18 protein-coding genes are annotated in these 17,890 nt (G+C 33.4%); 14 read left to right on the top strand and 4 right to left on the bottom strand.

The genetic code is table 11. From position 1 onward, the window contains the following. The first annotated feature begins 37 nt into the window (after positions 1-37). The 4 genes from Q0975_RS20340 (at position 38) to Q0975_RS20325 (ending at position 4,330) form a co-directional block, all read left to right on the top strand. Positions 38-991, top strand: a complete 954-nt coding sequence (locus Q0975_RS20340; RefSeq protein ID WP_299440074.1) for a calcium/sodium antiporter — start codon at positions 38-40, stop codon at positions 989-991. A 102-nt stretch (positions 992-1,093) separates the two neighbouring features. After that, positions 1,094-2,500, top strand: a complete 1,407-nt coding sequence (locus Q0975_RS20335) for an alpha/beta fold hydrolase (protein ID WP_299440072.1) — start codon at positions 1,094-1,096, stop codon at positions 2,498-2,500. Positions 2,501-2,553: 53 nt separating this feature from the next. Next, on the top strand, positions 2,554-3,615 hold the full coding sequence (locus Q0975_RS20330; protein WP_299440070.1) for a histidine kinase: 1,062 nt from the start codon (positions 2,554-2,556) through the stop codon (positions 3,613-3,615). Further along, positions 3,608-4,330 carry a LytTR family DNA-binding domain-containing protein gene (locus Q0975_RS20325; protein ID WP_299440068.1) on the top strand — a complete coding sequence of 241 codons (723 nt, stop codon included), beginning with the start codon at positions 3,608-3,610 and terminating at the stop codon, positions 4,328-4,330. Before Q0975_RS20330 ends, Q0975_RS20325 begins: the two co-directional genes overlap by 8 nt. An 88-nt stretch (positions 4,331-4,418) precedes the next feature. On the opposite strand, the gene Q0975_RS20320 is transcribed toward Q0975_RS20325, so the two are convergent. Continuing rightward, positions 4,419-5,441, bottom strand: coding sequence for a glutamine synthetase beta-grasp domain-containing protein (locus tag Q0975_RS20320; protein ID WP_299440066.1), 1,023 nt, complete (start codon positions 5,439-5,441; stop codon positions 4,419-4,421). A 219-nt stretch (positions 5,442-5,660) separates the two neighbouring features. Here Q0975_RS20320 and Q0975_RS20315 point away from each other — a divergent pair, with 219 nt between their 5' ends. From Q0975_RS20315 to Q0975_RS20275, 9 genes are all read left to right on the top strand, one after another. Beyond that, on the top strand, positions 5,661-7,847 hold the full coding sequence (locus tag Q0975_RS20315; RefSeq protein WP_299440064.1) for a glutamine synthetase III: 2,187 nt from the start codon (positions 5,661-5,663) through the stop codon (positions 7,845-7,847). A gap of 331 nt (positions 7,848-8,178) precedes the next feature. Continuing rightward, positions 8,179-9,366 carry a hypothetical protein gene (locus Q0975_RS20310; protein WP_299440062.1) on the top strand — a complete coding sequence of 396 codons (1,188 nt, stop codon included), beginning with the start codon at positions 8,179-8,181 and terminating at the stop codon, positions 9,364-9,366. An 83-nt stretch (positions 9,367-9,449) separates the two neighbouring features. Next, positions 9,450-9,965, top strand: a complete 516-nt coding sequence (locus Q0975_RS20305; RefSeq protein WP_299440060.1) for a hypothetical protein — start codon at positions 9,450-9,452, stop codon at positions 9,963-9,965. A 20-nt stretch (positions 9,966-9,985) separates the two neighbouring features. Beyond that, the gene (locus Q0975_RS20300; protein WP_299440058.1) at positions 9,986-10,705 is read left to right on the top strand and encodes a CsgE family curli-type amyloid fiber assembly protein; all 720 of its coding nucleotides are present in this window, start codon (positions 9,986-9,988) and stop codon (positions 10,703-10,705) included. 18 nt (positions 10,706-10,723) lie between these two features. Further along, the gene (locus Q0975_RS20295) at positions 10,724-11,131 is read left to right on the top strand and encodes a curli production assembly/transport component CsgF (RefSeq protein WP_299440056.1); all 408 of its coding nucleotides are present in this window, start codon (positions 10,724-10,726) and stop codon (positions 11,129-11,131) included. A 6-nt stretch (positions 11,132-11,137) separates the two neighbouring features. After that, a complete protein-coding gene (locus Q0975_RS20290) occupies positions 11,138-12,613 on the top strand; it encodes a CsgG/HfaB family protein (protein WP_299440054.1) in 1,476 nt (491 codons plus the stop codon). Positions 12,614-12,626: 13 nt separating this feature from the next. Then, a complete protein-coding gene (locus Q0975_RS20285; protein ID WP_299440052.1) occupies positions 12,627-14,117 on the top strand; it encodes a carboxypeptidase regulatory-like domain-containing protein in 1,491 nt (496 codons plus the stop codon). 132 nt (positions 14,118-14,249) lie between these two features. Then, a complete protein-coding gene (locus Q0975_RS20280; RefSeq protein WP_299440050.1) occupies positions 14,250-15,431 on the top strand; it encodes an AIR synthase related protein in 1,182 nt (393 codons plus the stop codon). An 8-nt stretch (positions 15,432-15,439) separates the two neighbouring features. Then, positions 15,440-16,084 (top strand): class I SAM-dependent methyltransferase, encoded by a 645-nt coding sequence (locus Q0975_RS20275; RefSeq protein WP_299440048.1) that lies wholly within the window; start codon positions 15,440-15,442, stop codon positions 16,082-16,084. Here the strand turns inward: Q0975_RS20275 and Q0975_RS20270 are convergent, their stop codons facing one another. After that, entirely contained in the window at positions 16,085-16,576 is a 492-nt protein-coding gene (locus tag Q0975_RS20270; RefSeq protein ID WP_299440046.1) for a peptide-methionine (S)-S-oxide reductase, read from the bottom strand. A gap of 57 nt (positions 16,577-16,633) precedes the next feature. On the opposite strand from Q0975_RS20270, the gene Q0975_RS20265 reads away from it, so the two are divergent. Beyond that, positions 16,634-17,125 carry a DUF1648 domain-containing protein gene (locus Q0975_RS20265; RefSeq protein WP_299440044.1) on the top strand — a complete coding sequence of 164 codons (492 nt, stop codon included), beginning with the start codon at positions 16,634-16,636 and terminating at the stop codon, positions 17,123-17,125. An 81-nt stretch (positions 17,126-17,206) separates the two neighbouring features. Here Q0975_RS20265 and Q0975_RS20260 read toward each other — a convergent pair whose 3' ends face one another. Together Q0975_RS20260 and Q0975_RS20255 are read right to left on the bottom strand one after the other, a co-directional pair. Then, positions 17,207-17,404, bottom strand: a complete 198-nt coding sequence (locus tag Q0975_RS20260) for a hypothetical protein (RefSeq protein ID WP_299440042.1) — start codon at positions 17,402-17,404, stop codon at positions 17,207-17,209. Between the two features lie 88 nt (positions 17,405-17,492). Then, the gene (locus Q0975_RS20255) at positions 17,493-17,873 is read right to left on the bottom strand and encodes a hypothetical protein (protein ID WP_299440041.1); all 381 of its coding nucleotides are present in this window, start codon (positions 17,871-17,873) and stop codon (positions 17,493-17,495) included. Positions 17,874-17,890: the final 17 nt, after the last annotated feature.

The raw sequence follows: 17,890 nt of genomic DNA, 5'->3' as shown, positions 1-17,890 counted from the left end.
TATACTTATTCTATATTCGCAAACAAATTAGTGGCTTATGATTCAGAGTATAATTTTTGTAATTATTGGATTTGTACTTCTTGTAGTTGGAGGAGAGTTTTTAGTACGTTCTTCAGTTGCTTTATCTTTTAGATTGAAGTTGTCAAAAATGGTAATTGGCCTTACTGTAGTGTCCTTTGCTACTTCTGCTCCAGAACTATTAGTGAGTTTACAAGCGGCATTAGGTGGTTCTGCGGATCTTTCTCTGAGTAATATTATAGGTTCTAATATAGCCAACATTGGGTTGGTATTGGGTATAACTGCATTGATTGGGCCTTTAGCTATCGATAAAGACTTTTATAAATTCAATTGGCCAGTGATGATGCTTCTATCTTTGGTATTATATTTTTTTCTGGATAATGACGGAGTACTAACAAGAACCGAGGGAGGTGTGCTATTGGTTTCTTTATTTGTGTACTTGTTTTTATTGATCAAAAGAGCAAGAAAACATGCAGATAAAATGATTGAAGAAGTGGATGATGCTCTAGGAAAGGTTTCTAATTTTAAAATGATTATTTGGTTGTTGATAGGTGGTTTATCGCTGTATTTTGGCTCAGAGTTATTGGTTGAAGGAGCAAAAGATATAGCTACTAGAATGGGAGTAAGTGAGGCAGTCATAGGTCTTACCATGGTTGCAATAGGAACTAGTGTGCCAGAATTGGCAGCTTCAGTGATTGCAGCATTGAAACAGGAAAAGGCGATTTCTTTAGGAAATCTTATAGGATCTAATATATTTAATATAGCATCTGTTTTAGGTGTAACTTCTTTGATTCAACCTATAGCGGTAACAGATACAAGATTAATGAATATAGATATCTTTTGGATGCTTGGTTTTGCAATGATTTTATTGCCTTTGGCTTTTATTCCTAAAAAGATGGTTTTAGGGAGACCAAAGGGGTTTTTGATTTTTGCTGGGTACTGTATTTTTATCGCTTTAGTATTTATAAAGTAGATTATTATTCCATTAATCTTTGTTAGAAACCGTTCGTCATATTTTGGTGTATTCTATAGATGAATGCCGTTACCTTTGATGTATATCAAAAAACAACAGCATATGACTACTATTATTAAAATTATTATCGCCATAATATTAGGATTGATTTCTCAGATTATTGGTGCGCAAGAGATTGCAGGTACTTGGAATGGAGTGTTAAATGTTTCTGGATCGGAATTACCGGTTGAGATTACTATTAGTAAGAGCAATGATGAGTATACTGCAGTGCTAAGGAGTCCAAGTCAAGGGAACCGCGATATTCCGGCGGATAAGGTTAGCTTCGAAAATCAATTGTTAACTATCGAGATAGGTGCAATGATGGTTACCTATAAAGGAAAGCTGGAAAATCAAGTTTTTAAAGGTACTTTTACGCAAGGAGGAAATAGTATTTCTCTGAACCTTACTGAAGGAAAAACAGTCTTGGAAAAACCAAAAAGGAGACCTCAAGATCCAGTAAAACCATATCCGTATATATCTGAAGATGTTGTTTTCTTAAATAAGAAGGCTGATGATATTAAACTATCCGGAACACTTACGTTACCTAAAGATATAAAAAAACCACCTGTAGTTATTTTGATTTCGGGATCTGGTCCACAGAATCGAAATGAGGAATTACTAAATCACAGACCTTTTTTAGTGCTTTCGGATTATTTAACCAGACAAGGAATCGCGGTGTTACGATATGATGAAAGAGGAGTTGGGGAGAGTGAAGGTACTTTTAGTGGAGCTACTTCATTGGATTTTGCAAGTGATGTAGAAGCAGCCATAGAGTTTTTAAAGAAAAGAAATGATATTGATACAAAGAAGATTGGTCTGATAGGACATAGTGAAGGTGGATTTATTGTGCCAATCATTGCATCAACTAATAAAGATGTGGCATTTATTGTTTCTCTTGCAGGTACTGGAGTAATAGGGAAGAAAGTATTAATTTCTCAGGCTAAAAGAGCGTTGGAGCTATTGGGGGCTTCAAAAGAATATATTGAGGTAGATGGAAAAACAAGAGATATTGTGTTTTCTACTGTTCAACGAGAAAGCGGTAAAGAAGCAATCGTTGCAAAATCAAAGGAAAGGTTAAAGAAATATAGCGAAACTTTAAGCGAAGAGAAAAAAACTTTTTTTCTTACATTACCATTAGATCAATTAATTTCTGTCTTTTCGGAAAGTGCATGGATGCAATATTTTATACGAACTGATCCTGATCAATTCTTATCTAAAGTAAGTGTTCCGGTGCTTGCAATTAATGGAAGTAAAGATTCTCAGGTGTTACCAGAACTTAATTTAGGTGGGTTTAAAAAAGGGTTGGAGAAAGCAGGAAATAAAGATTATACTGTAAAAGAAATAGAAGGATTAAACCATCTTTTTCAAACAGCTGATACCGGAGCTGGTACTGAATATGGGACTATAGAAGAAACATTTAATCCAGAAGCTATGAAATTAGTTAGTGATTGGATTCTTAAACGATTTTAGTTTTATCTTAGGGTATTAATTGTTTATCTAGTAGTAATTGAAAAACCTTTTTAGTGAGTACATTTAAAATTTCAAAAAGAAGTTGGTTCTGGGTGTTGCAACTTATTGGTTGGGGACTTCCTGGTGGTTTAAATGCATATTCTAAAATTGTATATATAAAATCTATATCAGCAGAATATGTAATAGCAGAAGGAATTCTTTTTGTAATAACTGGAATTTTGTTTTCTACAATTCTCCGGTTTCTTATAAGGAATAGGATTTCTTTTGATAGTATAACTTCTAAAACAATTGTTAGAACAATTATTGTCTTTTTAGTAGTTGGTATTCTAATGACCGTATGTACAGAAGTAGTAGCTCAGCTTTTGTATTTAACTATAGAAGGAAAGGGAATGCCTTCTCGGTCATTAATTAACTATGTCAGTACTTTTGTAAACATGTCGCTTTTGCTGTTTTTGTGGCTGGTATTGTACCTTTCTGTTAAATCCATCTGGAAATCACAAAAAAATAAAGTAGAACGCTTAAAGCTAAAAACTACCTTAAAAGAATCTCAGTTAAATACATTAAAGGGACAGATTAACCCTCATTTCATGTTTAATAGTCTTAATAATATTAGAGGTTTAATGCTCGAAGATGTTCATAAATCACGAGATATGATTACTAAATTATCTGAGTTGTTGAGGTATTCACTTAATAGTAATAAAGTGGATGTAATATCTCTACACGAAGAGATTGAAATGGTTAGGAATTATATAGAATTATCGAAAATTCAATTCGAAAAACGTTTACAATATAAAGAAGAAATAGAAGACGGGCTTTTAGATATAAAAATCCCACCTATGTTGATACAAATGTTGGTAGAGAATGCAATAAAACATGGTATTTCTGATCAGGTAGATGGAGGAGAAGTGTTTCTTAAGATTTTTAAGCAAGATCTTTTATTGAGTATAGGGGTTAATAATACAGGGAAGTTGAAAGATCATGGTTCATCAACAAAAATTGGATTACAAAATATACAGGAACGGTTACGATTGTTGTATGGAAAGAGCTCATTTTTTAGTTTAACTGAAGTAGGCAATGAGGTTGTGGCTTTAATTAAAATTCCTTTACATGAATAATACTGCTGTAATAGTCGAAGATTCTCGTTTAGCACGACAGGAACTTAAAGAGCTTCTTAAAGATTATCCAGATATTGAAGTTCTTGGAGAAGCTGAAAATGTGGATCAAGCATTTACTCTTGTTAATGATGTTAATCCTGATATTCTGTTTCTTGATATTAATATGCCTGGTAAAAATGGATTTGATCTATTAGAAATGTTAGATCAGGTTCCATTAGTTGTTTTTACTACAGCTTATGATGAATATGCAATTAAATCGTTTGAGTATAATGCTTTTGATTATTTGCTGAAGCCTATTAATCAAGATAGATTTTCTAAAACTATAGAAAAATTACAGATAGAAATAGCCGATAAGAAAGAAGCGAAATCTAAAGAAGAATTATCAGAGACTAGTCAAATTTTTATAAAAGAAGGAGAGAAATGCTGGCTAGTTACAATAGCTGATATTAGACTTTTTGAAATTGTTGGCAATTATACAAGAGTGTATTTTGATAAAGAAAAACCATTGGTCTATAGATCCTTGAATCAAATAGAACAAAAACTTCCTGTGGAAACTTTTTTTAGGGCAAATAGACAGCAGATTATTAACTTAAATACTATTAAGCAGGTGACTCCTTGGTTTAATGGAAAACTAAAAGTGAATCTTGATACTGGTGAAGAAGTAGAGATATCAAGAAGACAATCGATAAAATTTAGAGAGCAGCTTGGATTATAAAAAGATGTGGAATGAATAAAAAAAAGCCTCCAGAATAATTATTCTGGAGGCTTTTTGCGTTTAACTAGTTTAGTTACTTGCTAAAGCATTATACTGTAACGGCTGAGATATCAGCAGTTTTAACGGTTTTTACAATTCTTGCAGCAATTTTATAAGGATCTCCATTAGAAGCAGGACGACGATCTTCTAACCATCCTTTCCATCCGTTTTCTACGGTGATAATAGGGATTCTTATAGATGCTCCTCTATCTGATACTCCAAAAGAGAATTCATTGATAGATTGTGTTTCGTGCTCTCCTGTTAATCTTTGGTCATTAAATTCACCATAAACAGCGATGTGCTCTTTAGTCACTGGTCTAAATGCTTCGCAGATAGTTTCATAAACTTCTTTAGATCCACAGGTTCTTAGTACTTCGTTAGAGAAGTTTGCGTGCATACCAGAACCATTCCAATCTCCTTTTACTGGTTTTGGATGATATTCAATATAGTATCCGTATTTTTCTGTAAGTCTATCTAGTAAATATCTAGCAACCCATATTTCATCACCAGCTTTTTTGGCACCTTTAGAGAATAATTGAAATTCCCATTGTCCACTTGCTACTTCTTGGTTAATACCTTCAAAATTAAGTCCAGCATCAATACATAGATCAGCATGCTCTTCTACAAAATCTCTACCATGTGTGTTTCTTCCACCAACAGAGCAGTAGTACATTCCTTGTGGTCCAGGATATCCACCAACAGGAAACCCTAAAGGTAACTGAGTGTTTCTATCCATAATAAAGTATTCTTGCTCGAAACCAAACCAGAAATCGCCATCATCATCTATTGTTGCTCTTGCATTAGATTCATGAGGAGTTCCATCAGCATTCAAAACTTCTGTCATTACCAAGTATCCATTTCTTCTTGTAGGATCAGGATAAATAGCAACAGGTTTTAATAAACAGTCAGAAGAACCTCCTTCTGCTTGTCTTGTAGAACTTCCGTCAAAAGACCATACGGGACAATCCTCGAGTTTTCCACTAAAATCATCCTCAACTTTTGTTTTACTTCTTAGATTAGCAGTTGGCTTATAACCATCTAACCAAATGTATTCTAATTTAGCTTTACTCATAATTAACACTTTATAAATTGAACTCTTAAAGGTTTCAAAATTAGTTTTATTTTGTGATAACCGAAAAAAAATAGGGGGTGAAATGTGATTTAGTTATTAATTTTTATCAACACCCTACTTTTTTATAGGGTATTTTGATTTATTTTTAATTTTTAAAGAGCATTTTTTTGATATTATCAATAAAAACTTCCTTTATATTTGTAAAAAATTCGCTTAATTATGTCAACACTTAGATTTCAAGCCCTAAAAGAAACCTTAAATCGTAGTTCTGTGACGGTTACGGAAACGGAACGTAGATCAGTACTTTTTGGAGAAAATGTTTTCAATCAAGCTACCATGCTTCAGTATTTAACTAGAGATGCTTATGATAGTGTGATGGACGCAATTGACCATGGAACTAAGATTGATAGACGAATTGCGGATCAAATAGCTTCTTCTATGAAGGATTGGTCTTTGTCTAAAGGAGTTACGCATTATACGCATTGGTTTCAGCCACTTACTGGTGCTACAGCAGAAAAACATGATGCTTTTTTTGAAACTATTGGCGATGGTAAAGGTATAGAGAAGTTCGGAGGAGGGCAATTAGTGCAGCAGGAACCGGACGCTTCTTCTTTTCCTCATGGAGGAATTCGTAATACATTTGAGGCTAGAGGATATACTGCTTGGGATCCAACTTCTCCTGCATTTATCTATGGAACGACTTTATGTATACCAACCGTTTTTGTAGCGTATACAGGCGAAGCTTTGGATTATAAAACTCCTTTGTTACGAGCATTACATGCGGTCGATACCGCGGCAACAGCTATTGCTAAATATTTTGATAAAAATGTAAAAAAAGTAAATGCTTCTCTCGGTTGGGAGCAGGAATATTTTTTAATAGATAGAGCACTTGTAGAATCTAGACCAGATCTTGTAATGACTGGTAGAACATTGTTAGGGCATTCTTCAGCAAAAGGGCAACAACTGGATGATCATTATTTTGGAAGTATTCCTAACAGAGCTTTGGCTTTTATGATGGATTTAGAGGTAGAGTGCATGTTGCTTGGGATACCAGTAAAAACTCGTCATAATGAGGTAGCACCGAATCAATTCGAGTTAGCGCCTATTTATGAAGAAACAAATTTAGCAGTGGATCATAATTCCTTATTGATGGATATTATGGAAAAAGTGGCGTCCAGACATAATCTGAAAGTATTATTGCATGAAAAACCATTTGCAGGAGTCAATGGATCTGGTAAACATAATAATTGGTCGTTAAGTACTAATACAGGTGTAAACTTATTAGGACCTGGTAAAACTCCTATGAGTAATCTTCAGTTTTTAACTTTTTTTATAAATACTATTAAAGCTATTAATGAGCACGAAGAGTTGATGAGAGCTGGTATTGCTTCAGCAAGTAATGATCATCGTCTTGGTGCTAATGAAGCTCCTCCTGCTATTATGTCTGTGTTTATTGGAGAACAGCTTACATCAGTGCTTAAAGAATTAGAAGGGGTTACCGACGGAAAATTGTCTCCAAAGGAAAAAACGGATCTAAAACTTAATGTAGTAGGTAAGATTCCTGAGATTTTATTAGATAATACAGACCGCAACAGAACATCCCCATTCGCATTTACAGGTAATAAGTTCGAATTCAGGGCTGTTGGTTCTAAGGCGAATTGTGCGAATCCAATGACGATCCTAAATACTATAGTGGCAAAGCAGCTTGTAGAATTCAAGAAAGAAGTCGATAAATTAATCGATAAGAAGAGCTTAAAGAAAGACGAGGCTATTTTTAATGTATTAAGGGAATATATTAAAAAATCTAAGAATATTCTTTTCGAAGGAAACGGTTATGGTCAGGAATGGGAAAAGGAAGCAAAAAAACGTGGTTTAAGTAATAATAAAACTACACCTGAAGCCTTAAAAGCTAAAGTTTCTAAAAAAACGCTGGATCTTTTTGAAGAAATGAAAGTAATGAATAAGGTTGAAGCTGAAGCACGCTATGAAATCGAAATAGAAGAGTATGTGATGCGCATTCAGATTGAAGGTCGAGTACTAGGTGATATTGCTAGAAATCATGTGATACCGACCGCTATCAAATACCAGAATATGTTAATTAGTAATGTTTCTGGGTTAAAAAATCTATACGAGAAGGATTTTAAGAAGTATGCAAAAGAACAAATGGAGATTATCGAAGAGATTTCAGAACACATTGGTAAAATAAACACCAAAGTAAATGAAATGACCGCAGAGCGCAGGAAAGCAAATAAATTAGAAAATATAGAAAAAAAGGCAGCTGATTATTGTAATAAAGTAAAGCCATTATTTGATCAAATTCGATATAGTTGCGACAAATTAGAGTTGCTAGTTGATGATGAATTATGGCCTTTAACTAAATATAGAGAGCTTCTTTTTACTAGATAGGTAAGAATTTACTGACCAAGTGTGTTTTTTGTTTTATTTTTAACAAAAAATTAATATCTGTTAAACCCTTGACAAAACCATAGAAAATTCCCATTTTTATGGGTTTTCCGTAATGCATTTTATCGAATTGTTGCGGAATTTGTAAAAATACCCTTAATGTTTTCATAAATTTGCCTTGTTGAGTAATGACTCTTAGGTTTTTTTGCTTGATCACTTTCCCCCAGATTTTTTTAAAAATAGAGCGTTAGATGTATTTATCTATCACTCCTTGCTACGCCCTAAATAGTGTTTGAAAAATTGAATTATTAATCAAATTAAATATATTTTACGTATGAAAAAAGTAATTTTTAGTCTAGCAACTTTATTAAGCGCGTCAGTGATGGTTGCACAGTCGAATGTTAGTAGCGTTGATCAATCTGGTGATATGAATGGAGCAAATATCACACAGGTAGGTTTAGCAAACACTAATACAACTACACAGTTAGGATCAGGGAATAATGCAGAGGCTATTCAAGGTAGCGAGGCATTTGCTTCTAGGAATGGAACTGTTACTCAAATGCAAACAGGAGATAAGAATAATGCTTTTGCTCAACACGAGGAAGATAGAAATGAAGTGTATCAGGTGCAAGTAGGAAATGGGAATTCTGCTTCTGCGACTCAAAACCTATTGAATTTCGGTGGAGATAACCTTTCTGAGCAACTTCAAGAGGGTAACGGTAATACCGCTACAATCTCACAAGAGGGAGCTGGTTTCTTTGGAAATGGGTCTTTCAATTATGCTGGTCAAGGTCAGTTTGGAGATGCTAATACAGCTACAACTTCTCAAGGTGGTGAAGAAAACTTTAGTTTAATTATTCAGGACGGTTCTTTCAATACTGCATCAATGGCACAGGTTGGAGATGTTAACACGGCTGATCAAAGACAAACTGGTGAAGCTAATCTTGGTACTGGTGAGCAGTGGGGATCTAACAACCTATTGATTCAATCACAAAATGGTGGAGGTAACATTGCTACTTCTCTTCAAGGAAGTAGTGCTTTTGATTCTAGAGGTGGTATTGTAGATCAGTTTCAGTCTGGAGACGAGAATGAGGCTTATGCTCAGCACGAGGAAGATAACAACATTATTGTACAAACTCAGTTAGGTGATGGTAACTCTGCTTCTGCAACTCAGAACTTAGCGTTTTTTGGTGGAGAAAATCAAACACAACAATTTCAGTTAGGTAATGGAAATGTTGCTACTGCATCTCAGGAAGGTGATTTCGGTATTTTTGGAGAAAATAATGTAGCCCTTCAAGGACAAATTGGAGATGAAAATATGGCAATTTCTCTTCAGAATGGAGCTGGAAACATCAGTGATATATTCCAAGTAGGTGATTCTAACTTTGCACAAGATACTCAGTTTGGTCAGGGTAATACTACTTTTGTAACTCAAACTGGAGAGTCTCATAGTAGCATCATTCTTCAAAGTGGAACAGGTAATGCAGCTGTTGTAACTCAGACAGGTTCAGGAGAGCTTTAGGAGATAAATTTAATATATTTGAAAAGAGTTACGCTAGCGCAAAGTTAGTGTAGCTCTTTTACTACTTTTAAAACCTTTTACCTATGAAAAAATATATCACACTTTGCATTGTAGTATGTAGTTTATTATTTTTTGGAAATACATATGCTCAAAATGATGAAAATCAGGATGGAGTATTGGTAGAAAGTCAAGAACGATTCATTACACTTAATCAATTGCAGCGTAATACTTCTGTACAGGTCGCCAGAGAAAATATGGCGGGAAATAATGCAGTGTTTATTCAACAGGTAGGTACAGGTAATCAGATATTCTCTAATATTACAGCGCAATCATCAGATATTCGTTTAAATCAGAATGGAGAACAAAATCTGATTGATATAAATGAGACATCTAAGGAAATAGAAAAATTTATTACCCAGAATGGTAATAATAATACCGTTACTGATTTCTCTTTCAATCCAGATATTTCAACGAATTTAGAAATCTTTCAGGAAGGAGATAATCTTTCTTTTGAACGATTTGGAAGTAATGAGTTGTCTAAGAACTTAAAGTTTAAAATGACCGGAAACGCTCGCACAATTATTGTTAGAAGTTTTTAATAAAGTTTTCTTGTTGCTTTATGAATTTTAAACTGATCATATTATTTCTTTTAATTTTTCAACTTTCGAATGGTCAGTTTACAAATATTGAGGTTGTTGCTAAAATTAAAACAGAAAGAATTGATGATATAGTATCTGTCAGTGCAGAAGCTGCAAATTCTACAGAAGTCTATAAAAGTTTAAAGTATACATTTTCGGTTTTTAGAACTGATTCTGATAATAATGTTACAAAAAACAATCAAGAAGGTAGATTTACATTAGAAGCTAATGAACAAAAAAACATTGCTACAACATCAGTTGGAATCGATGAAAGTGATAAAATTGTAATCCTTTTATTGGTTTATGAAGAAGAAACGATCGTAGGTAAAGATCGAATTGCTTTTAATGAAGTAATAGTTAAGAAAGAAGAAGAAGAATATGCTGAAGATGATGGTATAGAGCTTAAAGGTATTGTTATTGAGGAAACAAAGACAAAACCAGGAAAAGATTTTTACGAGTTTTTTTATAATTTGTATACACTAAATAGAATAAACGGTTCTAAAATAGTCGGAGTTTATGAAAAACTAAGTTTTGGTAGAAGTACTATTATTCAGGTTAAAATTGAAGATAAGGTCATACTTGAATTCCTGGGAAAACCAGATATCGAATATTTAGAGCAAATGTCCAAAAATGCAATACGTAGAGTTTATAAATATTTTAAAGACCTAAAGAAACAAAAGAGAGATATTTTTCAGTATTAATTACTTATTCTAAAAAAAATGAAGTCAATCATAATTACCGTTATACTTATCTTCTCGGCTTATCAATATAGCTTTGGACAAGATTTAGTATATAGGCCAAAAAATCCAGCTTTTGGAGGTGATACCTTTAATTACCAATGGTTACTGAGTTCTGCAGAATCTCAAAACACCTTTACAGATGATAATGATCCAAATGCTGATGACAGATCAGAATTGGAGCGATTTACTGAAAGCCTTAATAACCAGTTGTTAAGCCAAATATCCAGAACTTTATTTAACGAACAATTCGGACAAGAAGGTCTTACAGAAGGTACCTTTAGTTTCGGAACATTGTTTATAGAGATTTTTCCTTCAGGAGAAGGGTTGGTGATTAATATTTTGGACACCAGTACCGGAGATCAATCTCAAGTAATAATTCCTAATTAATTTTTAATGCGTCATAAGTTTTATCAAGTAATTCTAGTAATTTCTTGTACAATATTGTTGTCTGGATGTGGAACCTATTTTAATCAACCTATTACAATAGAGCAAGCACGAATCGGAGAAGATACTCGATTTACTCAGACTTTAAGAGATTTTCCTAGACCTATAGAACCAGTGGTTGTAGGTGTGTATAAGTTTAGAGATCAAACAGGTCAATATAAACCTACCGAGGCAGGAAGTACTTTTAGTACAGCAGTTACTCAAGGAGCTACAACTATTTTGGTTAAAGCCTTAGAAGATTCTAAATGGTTTGTACCAATCGAAAGAGAAAATTTAAGTAATCTTTTGAATGAGCGTAATATCATACGTTCTACAAGAAAAGAATATAGAAAAAATAAAAATCCAAACGAGCCTCAATTACCTCCACTATTGTATGCAGGAATTATTCTGGAAGGAGGAATCGTGTCCTATGATTCTAATATTATAACTGGCGGATTAGGAGCTAGATATTTTGGAGTTGGTGGTTCTACTCAATATAGACAAGATAGAATAACAGTGTACCTCAGAGCTGTATCCACCTCAAGCGGTAAAATACTTAAAACTGTATATATTTCTAAAACAATATTATCTCAGGCATTAGACGCAAGTTTTTTTAGATATGTTAAGTTTAGTAGGCTCTTGGAGGCTGAAACAGGTTTCACAAAAAATGAACCTGGACAAATTGCTGTTTCTGAAGCTATCGAGAAAGCTGTAGAAGCTTTAATAATAGAAGGTATAGAGGATAAATTATGGGGTTCTAAAGCAGAACCAGAAAAGGTAAATGCACTTGTTGCTAATTATAATGCAGAGAAGGATGTGGCGCAAAATACTGGGCTTTATGAGCGTTACTTTAAAGAAAGACGAGGAGAAAAGGCGATTTTTGCTAATGGAGGATTGGCACTGATGAGTGGTGATTATAATAATGCAGATTTGTCATATTCTGCAAGAATAGGAGGGAAATGGTATTTCAATCCGTATCTAAATGCTAATGCAAGTCTTAGTAAGTTTGAGTTGAGAAATGAAGGCGCTTTTTCTGAAGGATTTAATGCAATAGACCTTAACGCTGAATTAACGCTATTGCCTTTTGAAAAGTTTACTCCTTTCTTTTTTGGGGGAATGGGGACTGTGAATAGTGATGGTTTTGATAGAACTTTTTTTAAGTTTCAATATGGAGGCGGACTTGAGTATTTAGCTTCGGATAATATAGGTATTTCATTAAATGCAACACATAATCTCGTTTTAGGAGATAAGCTAGATAATATTACACAAGGAAAACGAGATGATCAGTATTTTAATTTCTCTCTAGGCTTAAACTGGTATTTCAAGAGTCCTATAAAAATGGATAAAGAGCTGCGTAAACAAAATCGTAGAGAGCAGAAAGAACTCAGGAAACTGAAAAAAAGAAATCGAAAAGTAATTGAAAACGGTGAAGTTCCTAAAGGATAAAACCCTGATTAAAATGAAGAAATATATTATAAAAATAATAACTGTATTTGCCATATTGGCTGTGGCTTCATGTAGTGAAGATACTATAGATCTAGAAGGTTTAGGTGCTGTCAAAGGAAGAGTGGTAGCTGTAGGGACAAATGAGCCTTTAGAAAACGTTAAAATATCTACAAACCCTTCGTCTAGTACCGTTTTTACAGATGTAAATGGAGAGTATCTTATCGAGAATATCCCTTCAGGAGATTACTCGCTTTCGGCTCAACGAGAAGGGTTGTTGGCGCAATTCGAAGCGATCTCTGTAATAGCGGATAGAGAATTAGAAATAGTTTTCGAAATGGATATTGAAACAGCTGGGAATAGACCTCCAGATGCTGCGATTTTGGATTCTCCGGCTGATAATTCAGTTGATCAGCCGTTAGAAGTAAAGTTGATTTGGACAGGAGCTGATCCTGATGATGATACACTTACTTATACAGTTGCTTTGCGTAATGATGAAAATTCGGATGTAGAGATTTTTGAGAATATTACAGATACGACGTATACCCTTACGAATCTTGCTTATAAGGTTAAATATTTCTGGCAGGTAAGTAGTAATGATGGGATAAATGACTCCGTTAATAGCAGTAGTTTTGCTTTCGAAACGATGGGTCCACCAAATAATCGAATTGTTTATACAAGATCTGTAGGAGGTAATAGTGTAATCTATTCCGCTAATGAGCAAGGAGGAACAGAAATTCAACTGACTCCAGAAACCAAGAATAGTTTTAGACCAAGGCGTAATGTAAGTACAGGTAAGGTTGCTTTTTTACAATCGGTAGGTTCACAAACTCATCTGTTTATAATGAATGAAGATGGTTCTCAGGTATCTCAGGTTACTTCTCAGGTTTCGGTTGCTGGATTTAACTTAGGAGAAATTGATTTTTCTTGGTTAGATAATGGTTCAAAATTATTATTTCCTAATCAGGATAAATTATACAGTGTCAATATAGATGGCAGTGGATTAACTTTGGTGTATCAAACTTCAAATGGGAATCTTATTTCTGAAGTAGATAAGAACGATAATAATAATGTGATAGTATTAAAAACAAATAACCTTGATGGTTATGAAGTAGAGATTTTTACCATTAATACTTCTGGTATATTGTTGGAAACGATATTGTCAGGAGTAACTGGGGCAGCAGGAAGTGTGAATCTTTCGGTTGATGGGACTAAACTGCTGTATTGCCAGGATGTTTCTGGATTCGAAAGTAGTGATTATAGACAATTAGATTCTCATCTCTTTGTGTATAATTTTGGTGATAGTTCTGTATTAGATATTTCTATAGAAAAACCAGCAGGAACAAATGATATAGATGCCCGTTTTTCTCCAAATGAAGCATCTGTAATTTTTGTAAATACTTCTAATGATGGGATATCTCAAAAAAACATACAAACCATGTCAATTTTAGAAATTGCAAACAGAGCTGATTTAATCTTGAATGCTTCTATGGCAGACTGGGAATAAGCGCTGTTATATATAATTCATATCCCAAATTCGGAAATATTGTAACTGAATTTGGGATTTTTTATATTCAGTTTAGTCTTTGAGCTAAATTCAATTATCTTTGCGCTTTACTATCGGTATAATACTATAATAATGAGTCAAGAAGTAAGCAAACGCTACGCTCAACGTGGAGTTTCGGCATCCAAAGAAGATGTACATAGTGCTATTAAAAATATAGATAAAGGTCTTTTTCCACAAGCATTTTGTAAAATAGTTCCCGATCATCTTACAGGTGATCAAGATTATTGCTTGATTATGCATGCTGACGGAGCTGGTACAAAATCTTCTCTAGCATATATGTATTGGAAAGAAACAGGAGATGTTTCTGTATGGAAAGGTATTGCTCAGGATGCATTAATAATGAATATCGATGACCTGTTGTGTGTTGGAGCTACTGATAATATTATGTTATCATCCACCATAGGTAGGAATAAAAATTTAATTCCTGGAGAAGTTATTTCTGCTATTATCAATGGAACAGAAGAATTGTTAGAAGAGCTAAAAAGTTTTGGAGTAACGATTCATTCTACAGGAGGTGAAACTGCGGATGTAGGAGATTTAGTGAGAACTATTATTGTAGATTCTACCGTTACTGCACGAATGAAGCGTGATGATGTTATTGATAATGCGAATATAAAAGATGGAGATGTTATTGTTGGTCTTGCTTCTTTTGGCCAAGCTACATATGAAAAAGAATATAATGGTGGTATGGGAAGTAATGGACTTACCTCTGCGCGTCATGATGTATTTCATAAAATTCTAGCGGAAAAGTATCCGGAAAGTTTTGATGCAGCTGTGCCATCTGATCTTGTGTATTCGGGAAAAACGAAGCTTACAGATGAGGTTAAAAATGCTCCCATTGATGCGGGGAAATTGGTGTTGTCGCCAACAAGAACGTATGCGCCAATAATTAAAAAGATTCTATCTAAATATAATAGTGAAACTATTCATGGAATGGTACATTGTAGTGGTGGAGCACAAACTAAGATTTTACATTTTGTAAATCATCTGCATATTATTAAAGATAATTTGTTTGAAGTGCCTCCTTTATTTCAATTGATTCAGGAAAATTCTGGTACAGATTGGAAAGAAATGTATCAGGTGTTTAATATGGGACATAGAATGGAGTTGTATGTTTCTCCAGAGATTGCGGATGAGATTATTTCGATTTCTAAAAGCTTTGATGTAGATGCTAAAATTGTAGGTCGTGTGGAAAGTGCAGATAAAAAGAAACTTACTATTAACAGCGAATTTGGGACTTACACTTATAACTAAACTACACTATGGATTACGATAATAAACCAACAGGCTACTACGATAACGTACGACATGAAATGATAAAGTATCTACCACTAGATGCTAAGAAAGTTATGGATGTTGGTTGTGGTAATGGAGCTTTTGCAAATGTTGTTAAAGAAAAAACAGGAGCAGAAGTATGGGGTATTGAATTGATGCCTGAAGAGGCTGCTATTGCTGAAAAAACATTGCACAAAGTATTTGCTGGTCCTTGTGAAGACTATTTAGATGAATTACCAGATGGTTATTTTGATGTCATTTTTTTTAATGATGTTTTAGAACATCTTACCGATCCTTATGCTGTATTGCAAAAGATAAAAACCAAACTTTCTTCTGGAGGTATTGTTATAAGTTCCATTCCTAATGTGAGATATCATAATACTTTTATGAAAGTCTTGTTTAAGAAAGATTGGAAGTATGAAAGTTACGGAGTAATGGATAAAACCCATTATCGATTCTTTACAGGTAAAAGCATTCGAAGAATGTATGAAGAAGAAGGATATACTGTGATAACGCACGAAGGAATCAATAAAAGTCGTTCTATAAAACCGATTTTGTATAATATCCCAGTATTATTTATGCACTTGGATATTCGTTTTCCTCAGTATGCTACTGTGGCCACAGTCAAGTAATTACAAAAGCATTTTATCTGTATACTTTTTTCTAAGCAAATCAAGTTTGGGATGTATATACCGTTTGCAAAAGGGTTTTTCAGGATTCTTTAGGTAGTAATTAATGAGCTCTGTTCTTGAAGGTTTAAAAGCATGAAATTTTAAAACCTGTGTAATTAATTCATTTTCAAAATCTTCATTTAGTTCATTCAGATAATTTTTGATAATTGGTTTTTGATGATTGTCGAAATAATACACAGCACTCCGATATTTTTCTCTAAAGCTGTGATCAGAAGTGCTTTTATGAGTATGTAAATGAATCTCAATCAAATCTTTTAGTTTAATTATCTTAGGATTATAAGATATAATTACTGCCTCAGAAAAAGAATTGTTTTTTTTAATACTAGAAATATAACCCTGTTCTACCGAAATCACACCTTTTAAAGATTGGAAAACTGCCTCTGTGCACCAATGACATCCTCCGCCTAAACCTATTTGTAAACCGTTCATCATATATAAAAGTCGTAAATTATTCTGAATACTTATATTAGATGCTATAAAATTGTAATTATGAGTAATCCGATAATTAGAGTTAATAAAGAAGCAATAGATATTGTACTAGAGATATTAACCTTTGTAGGTTTAGGGATTTTGATTTTAGCACCAATATTTTATATTAATGAGCTACCTGAAATGATTCCTACTCATTTTAATGCACAAGGATTGCCTGATGATTATAGTTCCAAATCTACAATTTGGTTCCTTCCAGTAGTAGGTTTGGTTATGGGAATAGGTCTTTATATCTTAAATAGATTTCCTCATATTTTTAATTATCCCGCAGAAATTACAGAGGATAACGCTTTTCGTCAGTATAAAAATGCTACTAGATTAATTAGAGTGTTAAATCTAACTATCACTTGGACCTTTGTTTTTATTATATATAAATCAATTGCGGTGGCGTTAAATAGATCAGAAGGTTTAGGAGCCTGGTTTATCCCAGTTTTTATTGGGGTAATGATCGGGCCAATTGCTTATTTTACTCTTAAATCTTTTAAAGCATAATTATTTGCTTTGTTTTTGAGAGCCCAAAGACCTCCTTTCAGACTCTCATATAAAGCTAGTTTTGATGTATTTAAAGTCAAGTTATGATTTTAAATCATCATTAAATTGAATTGTTTTTGTTTCTGTATCTTCTTCTTTAGTTTCTACAAGTTCTATGGAGTTGTCGTCATTAAACTTTCCTTCTTTTTTTTGGAAGAAAATAGGTACAGGAATCATGGCTACCATGATGATAAACATAAGTAAAACAATACGTCTTACTACTTTTTTGAATTTTTTCATTTTTGGAAATAGTATAAGCCACTACCGTTTATGATAGCAGTGTTAAAATGTTTTTAGAAAATTGGCTATAAAGCCTAAAATGGAGATGTTATCCTAAATGAAAAGAATCTTCTTCAGAAGTAAATACATTGTTTCTGAAAAGAAATATTTTATCGATCATCGTTAAAGAAATAGAGGTATCAAGATCTTTATTTTTAACAATGGAAATATTACTGTGATGTTTTGAGATTAACTTTAAATGATTTTTAAAGAGATAAAAAGAGTTGAAATGTTGTCCGTCAGCTAAAATATCTTTGAAAGACGATATTTTAGCGAAGCTTTCTTCATTAGTAATTACTAATTCAATAGTATCCTGACTGGATATTGGTTGTGTATAATTAGTATATCCTCCTATGCTAAAGAAAAGCATAAGCGTAATAAACCACCTTGAAATCAGATTGTTATTATATGTGTTAGAATGTTTTAGCATTTCAGTTGTAAAAATAC

The sequence above is a fragment of the uncultured Aquimarina sp. genome, assembly GCF_947500065.1.
Taxonomy (GTDB): Bacteria; Bacteroidota; Bacteroidia; order Flavobacteriales; family Flavobacteriaceae; genus Aquimarina.
Note: the sequence above shows the minus strand (reverse complement) of the source record. Positions and strands in the feature narration are given on the sequence as shown.